The following is a 16,482-nucleotide window of genomic DNA, read 5'->3' as shown; positions in this document are numbered from 1 at the left end:
TACAAAATACTGCTTTTTTATAGTGATTATTTTAATTCTACTGAAGCTCCAACTTCTTCCAAAGCTGCTTTCAATGCTTCAGCTTCTTCTTTAGCTACGCCTTCTTTGACTGGTCCTGGAGCAGCATCAACAACAGCTTTAGCTTCTTTCAAGCCTAGGCCAGTAGCTTCACGAACTGCTTTGATAACTTTAACTTTTTGGTCGCCGATAGCTGTTAATTCAACTGTAAATTCAGTTTGTTCTTCAGCAGCAGCTCCGTCGCCAGCTCCACCTGCAACTGCAACAGGTGCTGCAGCTGATACACCAAATTCTTCTTCGATAGCTTTGACTAATTCACTTAGTTCTAAAATGCTTGATTCTTTCAAATCAGCAATGATTTGTTCAATATTTAATGCCATTTTGTATTCCTCCATTATTTGTATTAGTTTTGTTATGAAAATTTTAAGCAGAAATTAAGCTGCTTCTTCTTCTTTGGCTTCCGCCACTGCTTTGACAGCGTAAGCCACGTTGCGTACAGGTGCTTGAAGTACTGAAAGCAACATAGAAAGCAATCCTTCGCGGCTTGGCAATTTTGCCAACGCACTGATTTCCTCGACTGAAGAAACTTTTCCTTCAATAATACCACCTTTGATTTCCAATGCTTCTGCATTTTTAGAAAAATCAGCAATGATTTTTGCTGGTGATACCACATCTTCGTTACTAAATGCTACTGCAGTCGGTCCAGTGAATACTTCGTCTAAGCCTTCCAAACCAACTTTTTCTACTGCACGTCGTAAAATAGAGTTTTTGATTACTCGCATTTCAACACCGTTGTCACGCAATTGTTTACGCAACTCAGTTACTTCCGCAACAGTCAATCCACGGTAGTCAACCACGACAACAGAAGCTGCCTGATTAAACTTTTCTGCGACTTCTTCTACTAATTGTGCTTTTTTTTCAATCACTTTGTTGTTCATTGATTAAATTTCACCTCCGTAATAATAGATGGTGGAGAGTCTGTTTTCTATCGGCATCAAACCATTAAAACGATAAGTGCTGACGGAAAAACAAAAAACTCCATGCCACCGTTGACATAGAGGGACTATTGATCATACTCAATGTGGTCCTCGGCAGGAAATTAAGGCATCAGCCACCTACTGTCTTCGGTACATAATTAAATTATTTGATTTAACCTAGACAACTTTATCATGTAAAGTCGTCTAGGTCAAGCATTTTTTATTATAGAGATTGGGCGTCTACTTTTACTCCAGGTCCTAAAGTTGTTGTGATCACAAGGTTTTTAATATAATTTCCCTTGGCAGATGCTGGTTTTGCTTTCAAGATCACATCATGGATAGTTTGGAAGTTTTCTAGCAGTTTCTCATCAGAAAATGAGACTTTCCCCATAGGCATATGAACGTTTCCTTGCGGATCTACACGGTAAGTTACTTTACCAGCCTTAACTTCTTCAACTGCTTTTGCAACATCCATTGTCACTGTTCCAGTCTTAGGGTTAGGCATTAATCCTTTAGGTCCCAACACACGTCCTAATTTACCAACTTCAGCCATCATGTCCGGCGTTGCTACAACAACGTCAAAATCGAACCATCCACCTTGGATTTTTTCTACTAAGTCTGCTTCTCCTACATAGTCAGCCCCTGCTGCCTCTGCTTCTTTAGCTTTATCGCCCTTAGCAAAAACCAAAACAGATTGAGTTTTACCAGTACCGTTTGGCAAAACAACTGCCCCACGGATTTGCTGGTCTGCTTTCTTAGGGTCTACGCTCAAACGATAGGCAACTTCGACCGTTGCATCAAATTTAGCGAAATCTATCTCCTTAACCAAAGCAATCGCCTCAGCTAATTCGTAATTTTTTGTGTTATCAACTTTTTTCAAAGCTTCTTGCATTTTCTTGCCTTTTTTAGCCATTTTGTTTCCTCCTTGATTGTGGTTATAGCGGTAGAACCTCCCACGTAATTTATATTTTTCAATATAAACCGACTGAGAAGCTACTTCTTCGTGATTACTAGTATTATTCTACTGTAATCCCCATGCTTCTTGCAGTACCTTCTACCATGCGCATAGCTGCTTCAACATCAGCGGCGTTTAGGTCTTCCATTTTAAGTTCAGCAATTTCTTGAACTTGTGCTTTCGTTACTTTGGCAACTTTATTTTTATTTGGCTCACCAGAACCTTTGTCTACCTTCGCTGCTTTTTTCAATAGAACAGCTGCCGGCGGTGTTTTTGTAATAAATGTGAATGAACGATCTTCATAAACAGAGATTACAACAGGGATAATCAAACCGATTTGGTCTTGTGTACGAGCATTAAACTCTTTAGTGAATCCCATGATGTTAACACCCGCTTGTCCCAATGCTGGTCCTACTGGTGGTGCTGGAGTTGCTTTACCAGCTGGAATTTGTAACTTAACGATTTTTTCTACTTTTTTTGCCACGTGACATACCTCCTTAAGTCCGTGCTGTGGTTAATTGGAGCTAAGATTTCTCCTCCCACGATTCTTTTCGCAAAGAAGTGTGAAATTTACACACCCATATATTATACAATGCTTTCTGGAAAAAGCAAGAATATTTCTCTTGAAAACAAAGGATTTCTTTGTTTTTAGAGTAAGTTATCATTGGAAATTTTCAATTTTATGTTAAGATGAGTACGGATAAACTTGAAAGGGGTTTTTATCGATGAGCAACAACCAGTTTAAAAGCGTGTTCGATATTATCGGACCGGTCATGGTCGGTCCCAGCAGTTCACACACTGCCGGTGCGGCACGGATTGGTAAAGTCGTACGCCAGATTTTTGGAGAACAGCCTGAAACGGTCGATATTTTACTTTATGAATCTTTTGCAAAAACATACCGAGGACACGGCACAGATATCGCTATCGTGGGCGGACTGCTTGGCATGGAACCAGATGATCCCAGACTGGCAGACTCTTTAAAAATCGCCTATGAAAATAAGATGGAAGTTCTGTTTGTACCAAAAAAAGAAGCAGCTGAACACCCCAATCAAGTCACCTTGATTGTCAAAAAAGGTGAAAGAAAAATGCGAGTGACAGGTATTTCTATCGGCGGAGGAAATATTCAAATATCAGAATTGAACGGATTTAAAATCCATATTAATATGGGGACACCTACCGTTTTAATTGTTCACCAAGATGTGCCAGGCGTGATTGCTGAAGTGACGGATGTCTTCCGCAAACTCAACATCAATATTGCTACAATGACTGATTCACGGGCAGCTAAAGGGGAACAAGCCATTATGATACTCGAGATTGACGAACGTTCGACCGCAGATGCCCTTGAGAAAATCAAAAAAATAGCAAACGTTCATAACGTTTCTTTCTTTATTTAGGAGGTTAAGATGTTTAACACAATCGAAGAACTAATTGAGAGGGCTAATCATTGGGGCTCTGTAACTGAGGCAATGATTCAAGTGGAAATGACCCAATCAGAAACTAGCCGGGAAGAAATCTTGGCACACATGAAAAAAAATAAAGATGTTATGTTTCAATCCATTAAAAAAGGTGTGGGTGGTGTCACGTCAGTTACGGGACTGACAGGAGGAGATGCCAAAAAAATGCACGACTATCTTGGCGGAGAAAATTTTCTTAGCGGCAAATATATTTTAACCGCTGTTCAAAATGCTATCGCCGTCAATGAAGTCAATGCACAGATGGGTTTGATTTGTGCCAACCCCACGGCCGGCAGTGCGGGAGTTGCAGCCGGTGTGCTGGCAGCCGTGACCGAACAAAAACAATTAAATGAAGAACAGCAGCTTCAATTCTTATTCACCGCTGGAGCCTTTGGACTCGTGATTGCTAACAATGCTTCCATTAGCGGCGCTGCCGGCGGATGCCAAGCTGAAATCGGCTCGGCCAGTGCCATGGCCAGTGCCGGACTTGTAGAAATATCAGGGGGCACTCCCGAACAATGTGCCCAGGCCGTAGCTATCACGCTAAAAAATATGCTGGGACTGATATGTGACCCCGTTGCTGGATTAGTCGAGGTCCCTTGTGTGAAAAGAAATGCTCTGGGAGCTTCCCAAGCCTATGTCTCTGCTGATATGGCACTGGCTGGCATCACCAGCGTCATCCCCCCAGATGAAGTCATCAAAGCGATGCATAAGGTCGGTATGCAAATGCCTTCGATTTTCAAAGAAACAGCGGAAGGCGGCCTTGCCGTAACACCTACAGGGAAAAAAATAAGTCAGAAAATCTATGGCTGAGTTTAAGTCCTAATCTGAATCAGTTAAAATGATTCTCCATAAAATAGAAAAGAATGTCTTGCAGCTTTGACAGCTTGCAGGACATTCTTTTTACTTTATATTTTATCTACCTGATCAAAATCAACTTCGGTGGATGTCTCACGTCCGAACATATTGATATTTACTTTCAACTTGTGTCGTTCGTTATCTATTTCAGTGATTTCCCCAGTTAAATTAGCAAAAGCTCCTTCAATAATCGTGACAACTTCTCCTAGTTCAACATCTAATTCTGTGTGACGTTTGCTCATGCCAAGTTTCCGTAAAATCACTTCTATTTCTTCACTCAACAATGGAGCAGGCTTGCTTCCCGCACCATGGGAACCCACGAATCCAGTAACTCCAGGCGTATTCCTGACCACGTACCATGAATCATCTGTCATAACCATCTCAACTAGCACATACCCTGGAAAAGTCTTTTTCATATTGATTTTTTCTTTGCCATTTTTTACTTCACGCTCTTCTTCTTCCGGGACAACCACTCGAAAAATAAAATCTTCCATGCCCATACTTTGTGCACGTGACTCAATATTGGCCTTTACCTTATTCTCATAACCTGAATATGTATGCAGGACATACCATTGCTTTTCAAATGTTTCCATTTTTTCGATGCCTACTTTCTTATAAAATAAAAAAACCTCAGTCACATCCGAAGTTTTCCTCAAAACTAGTATAGCACTGAACCATCCTATTGGCTAGCAATTTATTATGCTAATTTTAAAGCAAAAAACGAAAGCAGCTACTTTTCGTTCCCTAAGCTATTTAGCAAAAAAAGTAACAACAAAGTTCAATGCGTAGTCTACAATTCCAAAAAATATCACAAATAAAACTGCCGTTTGGATAACGATAGCGACATCTTTACGGAGTTTTTTTCCTTTTGGCCATGTCACAAGTTTTAATTCTTCTGCCGTTTCCTTGAAAAATTTCATTTTATTTAAGCCTCCTGCTACTTGGTTTCCCTGTGGATCGTATGTTTTTTACAATATTTACAAAATTTTTTCAGCTCTAAACGTTCTGTTCTTTGTCCCTCACTAATTACTTTAGAATAATTCCGAGACCCGCAGACCGAACATGCTAGAGAAGTTTTTTTAATCGCCATTATACCAGCACCTTCTCACTTGAGTTTACTCATATACATTACCATTATTCAAACTTTGTGTCAATTCCAGGGAACAAAAAGATACAACTATTCACCATGTTCTTTTTATGATAAAATGAGTATGATAATAGAATTGGAGGGATGCTTTCTATGCTAATCAAACAAGTTTGTATACCTAAACGAGATCTAACGACAGTCAATGAAAATTGTACGTTAGAAAAAGCTCTTGAGATACTTGAAAAATCCGGTTTTCGGTGTGTGCCTATTCTGGATGATACCGGAAAGATTTTTCGAGGAAATATTTATAAAATGCATATTTACAAACATAAATCCGAAGGTAGAGATATGCAGCTGCCTGTGACTCATTTATTGAAAAACGCAACAAAATTTATACACTTAGACTCCTCTTTTTTCAAAATATTTTTTACTATCAAAGAGTTGCCTTACATTGCTGTTCTAGATGAACACCAGCAATTTTACGGCATACTTACCCACAGTAAATTATTAAATATCTTGGCACAATCTTGGAATGTCAACGAAGGGCGTTACGTGATCACTGTTGCCTCTTTAGGTAACCGGGGCGACTTATCCGCCGTGGCAAAAATCATTTCAAGACACGTGAACATTACAAGCTGTATCACATTGGATGTCGGACAAGATGAATTTATCCGCAGAATGTTATTCACACTTCCAGTTGAGACTAGCGATGACACGTTACAAACGATTATTGACCAGCTGGAACGAAGAAATTATGGCGTAATCGAAGTGGAAGACCTTCAAAAAGAACGGGAAAGATAATTTAATACCCTCAGTTAGAAACTTGTCTAACTGAGGGTATTTTTATTGATTCTTTTTATTCAAATCCTTCTGCTACAGCTTCTGGAAAGTTTTCTTCCACAATGTCAGCACAACGATGACAAAGTGTTGGTAATTTCTCATGGCTGCCCACATCTTTTTTGACTGCACGGCAACGTTCGCAAACGTCTCCCTCTGCTTTTTCCACTAGTACAGCCACTTGATCAAACTTCAGCGCATCTTCACTTGGAACTGTTCCTACTGGCATGATTTCCAGCTGTGAAACAATCAGCAGTTGTGCCAAATCAGTGTCTAAGCTCTTGAAAAGAACGTCTGTCACTTCATTTGGATAAAGGGTGACTTTTGCTTCAAAAGATTTACCAATCAGCTTTTCATTTCTAGCTTCTTCTAGAGCTTTCAAAACGTTGTCCCGCACTTTCATAAAGGCAGACCACTCTTCCATCAACTCATCTTGAGCTTCGAATTGAACGGCTTCAGGCATTTCTGCCAACTGAACGTAAACTTCTTCTTCTTTTAAGAAATGCCAGATTTCTTCACTTGTGTGAGGTAAAATTGGTGTCAGCAATTTAGTCAATGCCACCAGCACGTCATAAAAAACAGTCTGCATACAGCGACGGCTATCATCTTCCTCAGCTTCAATATATACAACATCCTTCGCAAAATCTAAATAAAAGGCAGACAAATCAACCGTACAAAAGTTTACGATTGTTTTATACACAGTAGAAAAAGAATACTTTTCATAACCTTTCTCTCTAACTGTTTGAATCACTTCATTCAGACGCACAGTCATATATTTATCCACCGAGCGAAGTTCGCGATAATTCACACGATGTTGTGCAGGGTCAAAATCACTAGTATTCGCCAGTAAAAATCTCATAGTGTTCCGGATTTTCCGGTAAGTTTCAGAAATTTGAGTGAGAGTATTCATATCCACACGCACATCAGATTCATAATCTACACTGGCAACCCAAAGCCGTAAAATATCAGCACCCATCTGTTTGATAACTTTACCTGGTTCAATCGTATTCCCTAAAGATTTACTTTGCTTTCTTCCTTTAGCATCCAGCGTGAAACCTTGAGACAACACAGCACGATAAGGTGCCACACCATTAATTGCAACACTTGTCGTAATACTTGAATTAAACCAGCCGCGATATTGATCTGATCCTTCAAGATACATGTCTGCCGGGAAGCTCAAATCATCCCTCGAACGTAATACCGCTTCGTGAGAAGAACCGGAGTCAAACCAAACATCCATGATGTCATTTTCTTTCGTAAATTTCCCGTTAGGACTGCCCTCATGAGTGAAACCTTCTGGCAGCAAGTCTTTAGCTTCATGGTCATACCACACACGGGAGCCATGGGCTGCAAATAAATTCGCCACATGTTCGATTGTTTCAGGAGTGATAATCGGCTCTCCATTTTCAGCGTAAAAAATTGGTAAAGGAACGCCCCATGCACGTTGACGTGAAATAACCCAATCTCCCCGATCACGAACCATGTTATATAAACGAGTTTTTCCCCATGGAATAATCCAATCTACCTTTTCGATTTCAGATAAAATATTCTCTCTGAATTTATCGATGGAAGCAAACCACTGTGGTGTGGCTCTAAAAATAACTGGTTTTTTCGTACGCCAGTCATGAGGATAACTATGGGTAAAGAAATCCAGTTTTAACAATGCGCCCTTTTCTTGCAGTAATTCTGTAATCATCGGGTTAGCTTTATCATAAAAAACGCCATCAAACCCTGGTGCTTCTTTTGTGAACACACCCCGATCATCCACTGGAGATAATATTTCCAAGCCATACTTGCGTCCGATTTGATAGTCGTCATCCCCGTGTCCAGGTGCCGTATGGACAAGTCCTGTACCAGCTTCCAAAGTCACATGTTCTCCAACCATTACAAGCGAGTCGCGTTCATAGAAAGGATGCTGAGCTATCAGCCGATCCATCTGGCTTCCTTTGATTTCTTTCAGCACTTCATAAGTTTCCCAGCCGATAGCCTCAGCCACATTGGCTAAAAGATCTTTTGCCACAACATACTTTTCATCTTCGACTTTCACCATGACATAATCAAAATCAGGGTGAACCGAAACACCTAGATTAGCTGGCAATGTCCAAGGCGTAGTCGTCCAAATAATCAATTGGGCATCATTATCAACAACACCTTTGCCGTCCTTCATTTTAAATGCAACATAAATTGATGGTGATTTAACATCCTTATACTCTATTTCAGCTTCCGCTAGAGAAGATTCGCTAGACGGAGACCAGTAAATTGGTTTCATCCCTTTATAAATATAGCCTTTTTCAGCCATCTTCCCAAACACACGAATCTGTGCTGCTTCGTAATCAGGTGTCAATGTGATATAAGGATTATCCCAATCTCCTGCCACCCCTAGTCGCTTAAAATCCTCCCGCTGTGTGTCGATTTGTGATAAAGCATAATCCCGACATTTATCCAAATACTCTGAACGGGTCATTTTTTTTCTATCCACACCTTTATTTGTCAACACCTGTTCGATTGGCAACCCGTGAGTATCCCAACCGGGCACATAAGGAGATCTAAAGCCGGACATTGATTTGGAACGTACAATAATATCTTTACTGATTTTATTCAACGCATGGCCTAAATGAATATTTCCATTCGCATAAGGAGGACCATCGTGCAAAATAAACGTTGGTTTCCCTTCATTTAATTCTTGCCTTTTTTCATAGACTTTTTTATCTTCCCAATCTTTTTGCCATTCAACTTCCCTGACTGGAAGATTTCCTCGCATTGGAAAAGCCGTTTTTCCAAGCTGTAGCGTGTCTTTCATCTTCATATTTGATTTTCTCCTTCTTCCTAACGATTCCATACTTCTCTGTGCATTCAAAATGATGAATCCTAAAACAATTCACCTTTATATATTTAAAAACAAAAAACACTTCGCCCTAACGCAGGGACGAAGTGTTCGTGTTACCACCCAAATTCCAAATAAATCAACTTGCATTTATTTGCTCTTATCATTCATAACGTGAATGACGCGGCAAGTACTAATATTAATTTCGCACTTGCTTCTCATGAAGGATCTTCCTTATTTTCAGTGTCCGTCAACCTCTCACCACCGTTGACTCGCTTTTAGGAATAAAAATAAGATTTTCTGTTTCATGATTAGTCACGTGAACGTCTCACACGACTGTATTTTGGTTTATTCTTTTCTACTATTTCATTTTTGTTTTCTTCAGCTTCAATGGCATCCAGCTCGATTGCCTGAGTATGTCCATCTGCAGTAGTTTCAGTTGAAGACTCAGCAACTTCACCCAATTCTTCTTCTACTTCTGTTGTCTCAAACATCTGCAGCTCTTCCTTCATTTTCTCTTCATTCTCCAACAGCTCTCTGACATGAGTATGTCTTTCGTCCATGTAGGTAGAGAATGGTTTCAATAAATCATCCCATTCACGGCCTTTGACGATTTCAAGCTGAGATTCTAAAATCAAAGAAAGATTGCGATGGAACTCTCTCGTTTTCTTCTTTAAGTCATCTGTTTCATTTGCCAACTGAGACGCTTGGATTTGCGCAGTCTTCAAGATTTCTGAAGAAATCCGGTTAGCATCTGCAACTGTCGCTTCAGCCGTCGCATTTGCTTCATCCAAAATCGCTCTGGCATCGGCTTGAGCCGTGCTGACCAATACGTCGGACTCTTTTGATGCTGTATTTTTTAATTTATCTGCTGTATCTTGAGCCACAATAATCGATTGATTTAAGGCATCTTTCAATTCATTAAAATATGTCAGTTTTTCCTCTGCATGTTTTAGATTTTTTTCCAACTCTTTTACTTTTCTCACAGAATCTTCATAGTCATCAATCACTTGATCCAGAAAATCATCCACTTCATCTGGATTGTAACCTTTGAACTTTGTAGAAAATGATTTATTTTTGATATCTAGCGGAGTTAATGCTGCCATCCCGTTCACCTCTTAATTTCTAATTTTTTATCACACCAACAATCAAACGAAACTTCTCTTTTCGTGTTTTTCCATCCATCTGTTCAAAACGAAAGCGACCATAGCCTCTGACAGAAACAGTATCAGCTACTTCAATCATACTATCGGCACGTTCAACGATACTCCAATTAATTCTCACTTTATTGGATTCTACCAAAGATTTCGCTTTTTGTCTTGAAATTTGAAAAATTTCGGAAATCAGCACATCTACCCTCAAAGAGCTGACAGTTATCGTCGCCATCTCCCAATTGTCTTGAGGGAGGATAATATCTCCAGCCGTCCGTTCTTCCAATCGGACACTGATATTTCCAATTTTTGTCAACTGCGGAACGACGTAATTTTGAACATTTCCACTAATAAAAAACTGCCAGCGGTCGCCATCAGTCAAGATATCGCCAAAGTATTCACGTTTGATACCCGTTCCCAGCAATGAGCCAAGAATATTCCGATGTTTCAATTCAGCAAATTTTTTAGGATACAATATTTCATAAATTGCTATTTCATAATCCTCTGCTGTCGGCTGATAGTATGACGGATAAATCAATCCACGTTTTCTTTCAGCATCTTTGTATCCCCCGTTGAATGAAAGTAGTAACTCATCACTTGAGGTCCTTAACATCGTTTCAAGCAAAAATTGCTGTCTTGGATCAAGAAAATCAGTCAAAAACGGAGAATAAAAGTGATCAACTTGATAAATCCAATCATTTATAGAGTCAAGAAAAGGATGCTCATCTTTCCGAAAATGTTGATAAACATTCACCTCCACAGATAATCATCCTCCCACAATTTTTCAACTTTACAAAAACACAACCAAAAACCTTACCAAAAGCCTTGATGCTAAATTCAATACAAAAATTGCCACTATTATGGTAAAACCTATTCCGCCAAAATTCAAATTAAAACGATCAAATAATCTCAGATAAGGTTCACATATCCGGGCAAGAAACTGACCAAAAATATTATCGTACCCTCCTGGGAACCAGGAAAGCAAAGCATATAACCCTAACAAAACCGAGTAAGTTTCAATCCCTCTAAGCAAATAGTATATTAAACTTGCCAAATTAATTCCCACTTTCTTAATTAAAAATCAGAAAACTGCGTGCGTAGTAAACTTTTGGCAACGGCGCTGTCGATTTCCATGTTTGCCGGTGTACAAATAAACATCAACCCATCAAGTCTTTGAATATCTCCATCTAAGGCATACACCGTTCCTGTGAGAAAATCAACAATTCTTCTCGCTTGGGACTCTTCGACAAGACGAAAATTAATAATCACTACCTCGTTGCGGAAAATCGCCTTAGCAATATCTTTGGCTTCCGTATAGGTACGGGGTTCGATTATGGCTATTTTTTTCACCTGTCCATCACCTTTAACTTTACCTTGATGTTTATTTTCTGTTCTTGATTCTCTTGAAACCACAGCTTTTTCCATACTTAATACATTACTTTCATTTTTGCTTGATGACTCACGAGCCGTCGATGATCGATTAGTTTGGCGACCCCCACGAGGCTCTGAAGTTGATCTGTTCTGAGGCTCCCTTGTCGGTTGCTTTGAATATTGAGATTGACGATGAGCTGGTTGCCGAACTTCCTGAGTTGCCTGCACAGGCTGTGAATATTCAAAATCATTGTCATAATCACTGGCTCCATCCAAGCCAAAAAACTTTTGTATTTTTTCAGTTGTCAATGCAAAACTCATTTGTGCTCACCCTCTTCATCATGATTTTCAAACAAACTTGTACCGATTCTTACAAATGTAGCTCCTTCTTCCACCGCTATTTCAAAATCATTGCTCATTCCCATACTTAGTTCAGTACAAGGAGCATAAGGCAGGTTTAATTCAGCTATATCTTTTTGTTTGTCTGCAAGTTGTCTAAAATACTTTCTGATGGTCTCTGGGGGTTCACCCAAAGGTGCCATGGTCATCAAACCGACAACTTGAATTTTATCAAATTTTTCCAAGTCTTCAATAAATTCTTTCACACCATCTAAAGAAATTCCTTGTTTCGTCGTTTCACCTGAAACATTTACTTGAACAAAGCATTTAATTACTTTTTTTGATCTTTTTTGAATTTCTTTGGCTGTTTTAAGCCGATCCAATGCATGAAAATAATCAATATCGTTAATTATATCTTTTATCTTTCGTGTTTGCAAGGTTCCAATCAGGTGCCAAGTGAGCTCATGCTGATCTTGAAGTTGATGCTGTTTTTCCAATAGATTTTCTGCACGATTTTCTGCTAAATCCACTACACCCAACTCTACCAATTCTTTTGCACGAGCACTTGTCACTGATTTAGTCACTGCTACAAGAGTAACATTTTTTCCCTTCGGAGCTCTTTGGAGCGCTTGATCAATTTTAGTTTTGACAACCTTTAAATTTTCCTCAAGCATTCCGAATTCTCCTATCTTCTTCTTCTAAAAAATGGTGGTGTGTTTAATTCTTCATCATCATCATTTTTGCCGTTAGCGTCAGAATCTCTCCTAAACGTTTCCAGCTCTCTTTTTTCCATTGTTTCAAAGTCAGCATCGCTGATTGCTTCACGTTGACTTGGCTCCTTACGGATATCCCAGTCCCCAAAGCCGCTTTCATCTTCTGGAGTTTCTGCCTTAACCGACTCAAACTCTACAGAAGGTCTGCTGATTGTCTGCTGCTGTGTTGGCACAGCTGCTGGCCGACTGCTTCGTGATTTAGAACGTCCTTTTTTCTCTTTTTTGGGAGAGTCGATACCTGTTGCAATCACTGTGACAATAATCTCATCTGATAATTCCTCATTGATAGAAGTACCCAAAATGATGTTTACATCACCGTCTGCTGCTGCAGCAATGATATCAGAAGCATCTTGTGCTTCGAATAATGTCATATCCAAACCGCCAGTGATATTTAACAATACTTGTTCCGCACCATCAATAGATGTTTCAAGTAATGGTGATGAAATTGCTTGTTTCGTAGCTTGTATTACTCGATCTTCTCCGCTAGCTGAACCAATTCCCATTAAAGCAGTCCCTTGATTTTGCATAACTGTCTTAACGTCGGCAAAGTCCAGATTGACATACCCTGGAGCAGTAATCAAATCAGATATTCCTTGAACTCCTTGGCGTAACACGTTATCAGCTTCTTTAAAAGCTTCTAAAATCGGTGTCTTTTTGTCAACAACTTCCAGCAGTCGATTATTAGATATAATCAATAGTGTATCAACATTTTCTTTTAATGCTGAAATACCTTCTGCTGCATAGCGGCCGCGTTTTGGTCCTTCAAAACTAAACGGACGAGTCACTACACCAACTGTCAAAGCACCAAGATTTTTAGCGATACGAGCAACTTCAGGGGCAGCACCTGTTCCTGTGCCTCCGCCCATTCCCGCTGTAATGAAAATCATGTCTGCGCCTTCTAGAGCTTCAGAAATTTGTTCTTCGCTTTCCTCAGCAGCTTTTTTCCCAACATCGGGTTGAGAACCGGCGCCAAGACCGCGAGTATATTTAGGTCCCAATTGAATAAGAGTCTCTGCATTGCTATCTCTTAATGCTTGAACATCTGTATTAGCAACGATGAATTCAACGCCTTTTACGTTTTCATCAATCATTCTGTTGATAGCATTGCCACCGCCGCCGCCTACGCCAATAACTTTGATTACAGCGCCGTCTTCCATGTGGTTATCTATTGTAAATTCCATTTTTGCTTTATCCTCCCATATTGATTAGTCAAAAATATTTGAAATGAAGCCTTTCACTTTATCCGACATTTTCTTTCCAGATTTTTCTTCCTCTGGATAATCATCATAAGCTGGCGGCTGTTCTTGTCTTACTTGTTCCGCAGGCTCTTGTGTCTGCTGATAAGAACTTTCCGGTGCTGCTTTAGTTCCTGTCACAGCATATTTTGAAATTTGATGAATTTCGCTTAGTTGGGCCGCGTATTCTACAATGCTGATAGCATTAGCAAAAATCGGATTTCGCAACCCCATGTGATTAGGTACATGAAGCTTGACATGAACGCCTAAAACATCAGAAGCCAGTTCAACTACTCCCGGAAGACTAGCATTGCCCCCTGACAAAACGACTCCGCCCGGTAAATCCAAAGAATCAATCTCAGCTAATGCCTCTCTAGCTTTTGTCAGGATTTGTTCTTCACGTGCTTCGATTATTTCAGAAAGATAACGTTCGTCCACTTTTATTGGGTCATTTTGACCAATAACATCTACAGGAAACTCTTCAGAAGAAGAAGTTCTTTCCGGATAAGCATCTCCATAATTAATCTTCAATGCTTCCGCATTAGTCAAGGAAGTATTAAGCACAACGGAAATATCTTTCGTGACATATTCGCCGCCCTCTTGCTCCACATTAGTGAATTTTAATTGATGTTCGTGCATGACAGCCGTCGTCGTTTGACCGCCGCCCATATCGATGATAATAGTCCCAAAATCTTTTTCACCACTTGATAAAATAGACTCAGCTAATGCCAATGGGGTGATGACCATCTCGTCCAATTGTAAACCAGCTTTTTCCACACACTTTTTGATGTTGTGAATAATGGTTTTTGGTCCGGTGTAAACAAGACCTTTCATATCTAAGCGGACACCGATCATCCCTCTAGGGTCTTTGATTCCGTCAAAGCCATCCACTTTATATTCTCGTGGAATGATAGTGATGATTTGACGTTCCGGCGGTGTGGACCGAACGATTGCTGCCGATGCCACATTTCTGACATCTTCGTCAGTAATTTCTTTAGACTCTGTACTGACTGCGATCATTCCTTCGCATTGCTCTACTTCCAAGAGATTAGCAGGAAGCCCCACATTTACTCTCCTAATTTGAATACCTGATTTTTCTTCTGCTTGTTTAATTGCGCGTTTAATAGTTGCGACTGCTTTATCAATATCTACAACGATGCCTCTGCTCAAGCCCTCTGACTTTGCATTGCCAACGCCAATAATATTTATTTGTCCTTCGATATATTCAGCTACCACAACTTTTACCGATGTAGTTCCGATATCCAGGCCAACGTATATTCCTGTGTTTGCCATGACAGGTGCTCCCTCCTACATATTTTCATACTTTTTGAGTGTTTTATTTTTAATCAATTTAGCTTAAAATTCAAAAGATTCCTACTCTTACTAATTCTACCATAAATTGGAAACATTACAAAACAAGAAAACGTAAATTAATCATTAATATTTTCTGTTTATTCCGTATTTTCTAAGTCTTCTTGATTCTCTAATTTTTCTTGTTCTTCTCTTTTTACTTTCTCTTGTTCATAGGATTCTTTGGTTGCAAAAGAGTAGGTAAAAACACCTGCTTCCATGTCTACTACACCAGGTTCTGACATTTGACTAGCAACTTCATGATAATAACCAATTTTTTCATCTAAATTCATTACAGAACCGATAATCTGGTTTTCATCTTTTAATCTAATGACCACCCGATTGACATTATGCTCTGTCGGCGACAAAATGACCTCAATAATATTGTCCTGCATAGCTTGATCTAGATCGTGATAAATCGACATCATTTTTTCTAACTTGTCACCATTTTCAAAATTGGTGAAAACCGGAAATCCCTGATGGGTTTGTTCTACTTCTTCATCAAGAATCAACCCATTTTCCAATATCAGGAAAAAGGCACCTTCTTTCTTAGCATAGGCAACTTCTTTATATTCTTCCACTGTTAATAAAATATTATTAATATGGCTGATGCTGCGATTCACCGATTTGATTCTCGGGTTGTTTTTTTTGACATCGTCTAGAGCCTTAGAGTCAAAATAGGCTTCCCAAAAAAATTGGTCTTTTTTATATTTAGTTGACATCGCAATGGCTTCTTCGGAAACTTTTTCATTTCCTGCAATTTCCAGAGCGCTTAATTTGCTGATAGGAGAAACATAATAAATCAGAGCAAGAGTCGCTACCCCAAAAATACCAACAATCAATAGTAAGCGACGCTTTAAACGATGTCGCCGTTTTTCTTTCATTTTTGGCAGCTTGTCTGCAAATGATTTTGACTTTGGTAATTCTTTAAGTTTTTCTGGGGTATCCTCATCTTTTTCATGGGATACCTTTTCTTCGCCTTCGTCATCATCTAGCTCTTCATCAGAAGTTTCAAGCAAAATAAATTTTGTATTTCCTACCTCAACTTTTTTCTCTTTTGAATGATCAGATGCATCACTGTCCTGCCCCTTAAAAGATAACTTCTCTACCTCTTCTTCTTTTGGGGTCTCCAACCATTGAGGTTCTTTTCCTTCTTGTTCAAGGTACTTTAAATTCTCTTGCTGCCAAGGAGTAAGTTTCTTATTATTTTCAGAATCATTATCAGTTTGCTTTTTATTAATTCCCACAAGACT

General features: G+C 39.4%; 19 protein-coding genes and 2 other annotated features. Of the genes, 3 read left to right on the top strand and 16 right to left on the bottom strand.

Going from position 1 to position 16,482, the window contains the following annotated elements:
- Nucleotides 1-26: 26 nt before the first annotated feature.
- The 4 genes from rplL to rplK all read right to left on the bottom strand — a co-directional run bounded on the left by rplL (nucleotide 27) and on the right by rplK (nucleotide 2,434).
- Entirely contained in the window at nucleotides 27-398 is a 372-nt protein-coding gene (gene rplL, locus CBF29_RS05250; RefSeq protein WP_126808113.1) for a 50S ribosomal protein L7/L12, read from the bottom strand.
- A 54-nt stretch (nucleotides 399-452) separates the two neighbouring features.
- Complete coding sequence (gene rplJ / locus CBF29_RS05245) at nucleotides 453-956, bottom strand: 50S ribosomal protein L10 (RefSeq protein ID WP_126808111.1); 504 nt, start codon at nucleotides 954-956, stop codon at nucleotides 453-455.
- Between the two features lie 82 nt (nucleotides 957-1,038).
- Nucleotides 1,039-1,164 (bottom strand) — a sequence feature (ribosomal protein L10 leader region).
- 54 nt (nucleotides 1,165-1,218) lie between these two features.
- Complete coding sequence (gene rplA / locus CBF29_RS05240) at nucleotides 1,219-1,908, bottom strand: 50S ribosomal protein L1 (RefSeq protein ID WP_126808108.1); 690 nt, start codon at nucleotides 1,906-1,908, stop codon at nucleotides 1,219-1,221.
- 103 nt (nucleotides 1,909-2,011) lie between these two features.
- On the bottom strand, nucleotides 2,012-2,434 hold the full coding sequence (gene rplK / locus CBF29_RS05235; RefSeq protein WP_126808106.1) for a 50S ribosomal protein L11: 423 nt from the start codon (nucleotides 2,432-2,434) through the stop codon (nucleotides 2,012-2,014).
- A 241-nt stretch (nucleotides 2,435-2,675) separates the two neighbouring features.
- On the opposite strand from rplK, the gene sdaAB reads away from it, so the two are divergent.
- A complete protein-coding gene (sdaAB, locus tag CBF29_RS05230; protein WP_126808104.1) occupies nucleotides 2,676-3,344 on the top strand; it encodes an L-serine ammonia-lyase, iron-sulfur-dependent subunit beta in 669 nt (222 codons plus the stop codon).
- 9 nt (nucleotides 3,345-3,353) lie between these two features.
- Nucleotides 3,354-4,217 carry an L-serine ammonia-lyase, iron-sulfur-dependent, subunit alpha gene (gene sdaAA / locus CBF29_RS05225; RefSeq protein WP_126808102.1) on the top strand — a complete coding sequence of 288 codons (864 nt, stop codon included), beginning with the start codon at nucleotides 3,354-3,356 and terminating at the stop codon, nucleotides 4,215-4,217.
- A gap of 95 nt (nucleotides 4,218-4,312) precedes the next feature.
- Here sdaAA and nusG read toward each other — a convergent pair whose 3' ends face one another.
- The 3 genes from nusG to rpmG all read right to left on the bottom strand — a co-directional run bounded on the left by nusG (nucleotide 4,313) and on the right by rpmG (nucleotide 5,352).
- Nucleotides 4,313-4,855, bottom strand: a complete 543-nt coding sequence (nusG, locus tag CBF29_RS05220) for a transcription termination/antitermination protein NusG (RefSeq protein ID WP_126808263.1) — start codon at nucleotides 4,853-4,855, stop codon at nucleotides 4,313-4,315.
- 156 nt (nucleotides 4,856-5,011) lie between these two features.
- Nucleotides 5,012-5,182, bottom strand: a complete 171-nt coding sequence (gene secE, locus CBF29_RS05215; protein WP_126808100.1) for a preprotein translocase subunit SecE — start codon at nucleotides 5,180-5,182, stop codon at nucleotides 5,012-5,014.
- Nucleotides 5,183-5,199: 17 nt separating this feature from the next.
- A complete protein-coding gene (gene rpmG / locus CBF29_RS05210; protein WP_126808097.1) occupies nucleotides 5,200-5,352 on the bottom strand; it encodes a 50S ribosomal protein L33 in 153 nt (50 codons plus the stop codon).
- 150 nt (nucleotides 5,353-5,502) lie between these two features.
- Between rpmG and cbpA the strand changes: the two genes are divergently transcribed.
- On the top strand, nucleotides 5,503-6,150 hold the full coding sequence (gene cbpA / locus CBF29_RS05205) for a cyclic di-AMP binding protein CbpA (protein ID WP_126808095.1): 648 nt from the start codon (nucleotides 5,503-5,505) through the stop codon (nucleotides 6,148-6,150).
- A 55-nt stretch (nucleotides 6,151-6,205) separates the two neighbouring features.
- Here the strand turns inward: cbpA and ileS are convergent, their stop codons facing one another.
- The 9 genes from ileS to CBF29_RS05160 form a co-directional block, all read right to left on the bottom strand.
- Nucleotides 6,206-8,992, bottom strand: a complete 2,787-nt coding sequence (gene ileS / locus CBF29_RS05200) for an isoleucine--tRNA ligase (RefSeq protein WP_126808093.1) — start codon at nucleotides 8,990-8,992, stop codon at nucleotides 6,206-6,208.
- Nucleotides 8,993-9,105: 113 nt separating this feature from the next.
- Nucleotides 9,106-9,327: a binding site (T-box leader), on the bottom strand.
- A complete protein-coding gene (locus CBF29_RS05195; protein WP_126808091.1) occupies nucleotides 9,322-10,116 on the bottom strand; it encodes a DivIVA domain-containing protein in 795 nt (264 codons plus the stop codon). It overlaps the preceding feature by 6 nt.
- Before the next feature lie 19 nt (nucleotides 10,117-10,135).
- Nucleotides 10,136-10,921, bottom strand: coding sequence for a YlmH family RNA-binding protein (locus CBF29_RS05190; RefSeq protein ID WP_126808089.1), 786 nt, complete (start codon nucleotides 10,919-10,921; stop codon nucleotides 10,136-10,138).
- Nucleotides 10,922-10,951: 30 nt separating this feature from the next.
- Nucleotides 10,952-11,221 carry a YggT family protein gene (locus CBF29_RS05185; RefSeq protein ID WP_126808261.1) on the bottom strand — a complete coding sequence of 90 codons (270 nt, stop codon included), beginning with the start codon at nucleotides 11,219-11,221 and terminating at the stop codon, nucleotides 10,952-10,954.
- Nucleotides 11,222-11,235: 14 nt separating this feature from the next.
- The gene (locus CBF29_RS13960) at nucleotides 11,236-11,853 is read right to left on the bottom strand and encodes a cell division protein SepF (RefSeq protein ID WP_245987277.1); all 618 of its coding nucleotides are present in this window, start codon (nucleotides 11,851-11,853) and stop codon (nucleotides 11,236-11,238) included.
- On the bottom strand, nucleotides 11,850-12,545 hold the full coding sequence (locus CBF29_RS05175; protein WP_126808087.1) for a YggS family pyridoxal phosphate-dependent enzyme: 696 nt from the start codon (nucleotides 12,543-12,545) through the stop codon (nucleotides 11,850-11,852). The genes CBF29_RS13960 and CBF29_RS05175 overlap by 4 nt, the downstream gene beginning before the upstream one ends.
- Nucleotides 12,546-12,556: 11 nt before the next feature.
- Nucleotides 12,557-13,825, bottom strand: a complete 1,269-nt coding sequence (gene ftsZ / locus CBF29_RS05170) for a cell division protein FtsZ (protein WP_126808085.1) — start codon at nucleotides 13,823-13,825, stop codon at nucleotides 12,557-12,559.
- A 24-nt stretch (nucleotides 13,826-13,849) separates the two neighbouring features.
- A complete protein-coding gene (gene ftsA / locus CBF29_RS05165; RefSeq protein WP_126808083.1) occupies nucleotides 13,850-15,172 on the bottom strand; it encodes a cell division protein FtsA in 1,323 nt (440 codons plus the stop codon).
- 158 nt (nucleotides 15,173-15,330) lie between these two features.
- A complete protein-coding gene (locus tag CBF29_RS05160) occupies nucleotides 15,331-16,476 on the bottom strand; it encodes a cell division protein FtsQ/DivIB (RefSeq protein WP_126808082.1) in 1,146 nt (381 codons plus the stop codon).
- Between the last annotated feature and the right edge of the window lie 6 nt (nucleotides 16,477-16,482).

It is taken from the genome of Vagococcus elongatus (assembly GCF_003987645.1).
Lineage (GTDB): Bacteria > Bacillota > Bacilli > Lactobacillales > Vagococcaceae > Vagococcus_A > Vagococcus_A elongatus.
The sequence above is the reverse complement of the archived record's forward strand: the minus strand, read 5'-3'. Positions and strand labels throughout refer to the sequence as shown.

Excerpts from the sequence above, each read along its gene's own strand:
- rplL (WP_126808113.1), bottom strand. The coding sequence starts at position 398 with ATGGCATTAAATATTGAACAAATCATTGCTGATTTGAAAGAATCAAGC.
- rplJ (WP_126808111.1), bottom strand. The coding sequence starts at position 956 with ATGAACAACAAAGTGATTGAAAAAAAAGCACAATTAGTAGAAGAAGTC.
- rplA (WP_126808108.1), bottom strand. The coding sequence starts at position 1,908 with ATGGCTAAAAAAGGCAAGAAAATGCAAGAAGCTTTGAAAAAAGTTGAT.
- sdaAB (WP_126808104.1), top strand. The coding sequence starts at position 2,676 with ATGAGCAACAACCAGTTTAAAAGCGTGTTCGATATTATCGGACCGGTC.
- sdaAA (WP_126808102.1), top strand. The coding sequence starts at position 3,354 with ATGTTTAACACAATCGAAGAACTAATTGAGAGGGCTAATCATTGGGGC.
- nusG (WP_126808263.1), bottom strand. The coding sequence starts at position 4,855 with ATGGAAACATTTGAAAAGCAATGGTATGTCCTGCATACATATTCAGGT.
- secE (WP_126808100.1), bottom strand. The coding sequence starts at position 5,182 with ATGAAATTTTTCAAGGAAACGGCAGAAGAATTAAAACTTGTGACATGG.
- rpmG (WP_126808097.1), bottom strand. The coding sequence starts at position 5,352 with ATGGCGATTAAAAAAACTTCTCTAGCATGTTCGGTCTGCGGGTCTCGG.
- cbpA (WP_126808095.1), top strand. The coding sequence starts at position 5,503 with ATGCTAATCAAACAAGTTTGTATACCTAAACGAGATCTAACGACAGTC.
- ileS (WP_126808093.1), bottom strand. The coding sequence starts at position 8,992 with ATGAAGATGAAAGACACGCTACAGCTTGGAAAAACGGCTTTTCCAATG.
- CBF29_RS05195 (WP_126808091.1), bottom strand. The coding sequence starts at position 10,116 with ATGGCAGCATTAACTCCGCTAGATATCAAAAATAAATCATTTTCTACA.
- CBF29_RS13960 (WP_245987277.1), bottom strand. The coding sequence starts at position 11,853 with ATGAGTTTTGCATTGACAACTGAAAAAATACAAAAGTTTTTTGGCTTG.
- CBF29_RS05175 (WP_126808087.1), bottom strand. The coding sequence starts at position 12,545 with ATGCTTGAGGAAAATTTAAAGGTTGTCAAAACTAAAATTGATCAAGCG.
- ftsZ (WP_126808085.1), bottom strand. The coding sequence starts at position 13,825 with ATGGAATTTACAATAGATAACCACATGGAAGACGGCGCTGTAATCAAA.
- ftsA (WP_126808083.1), bottom strand. The coding sequence starts at position 15,172 with ATGGCAAACACAGGAATATACGTTGGCCTGGATATCGGAACTACATCG.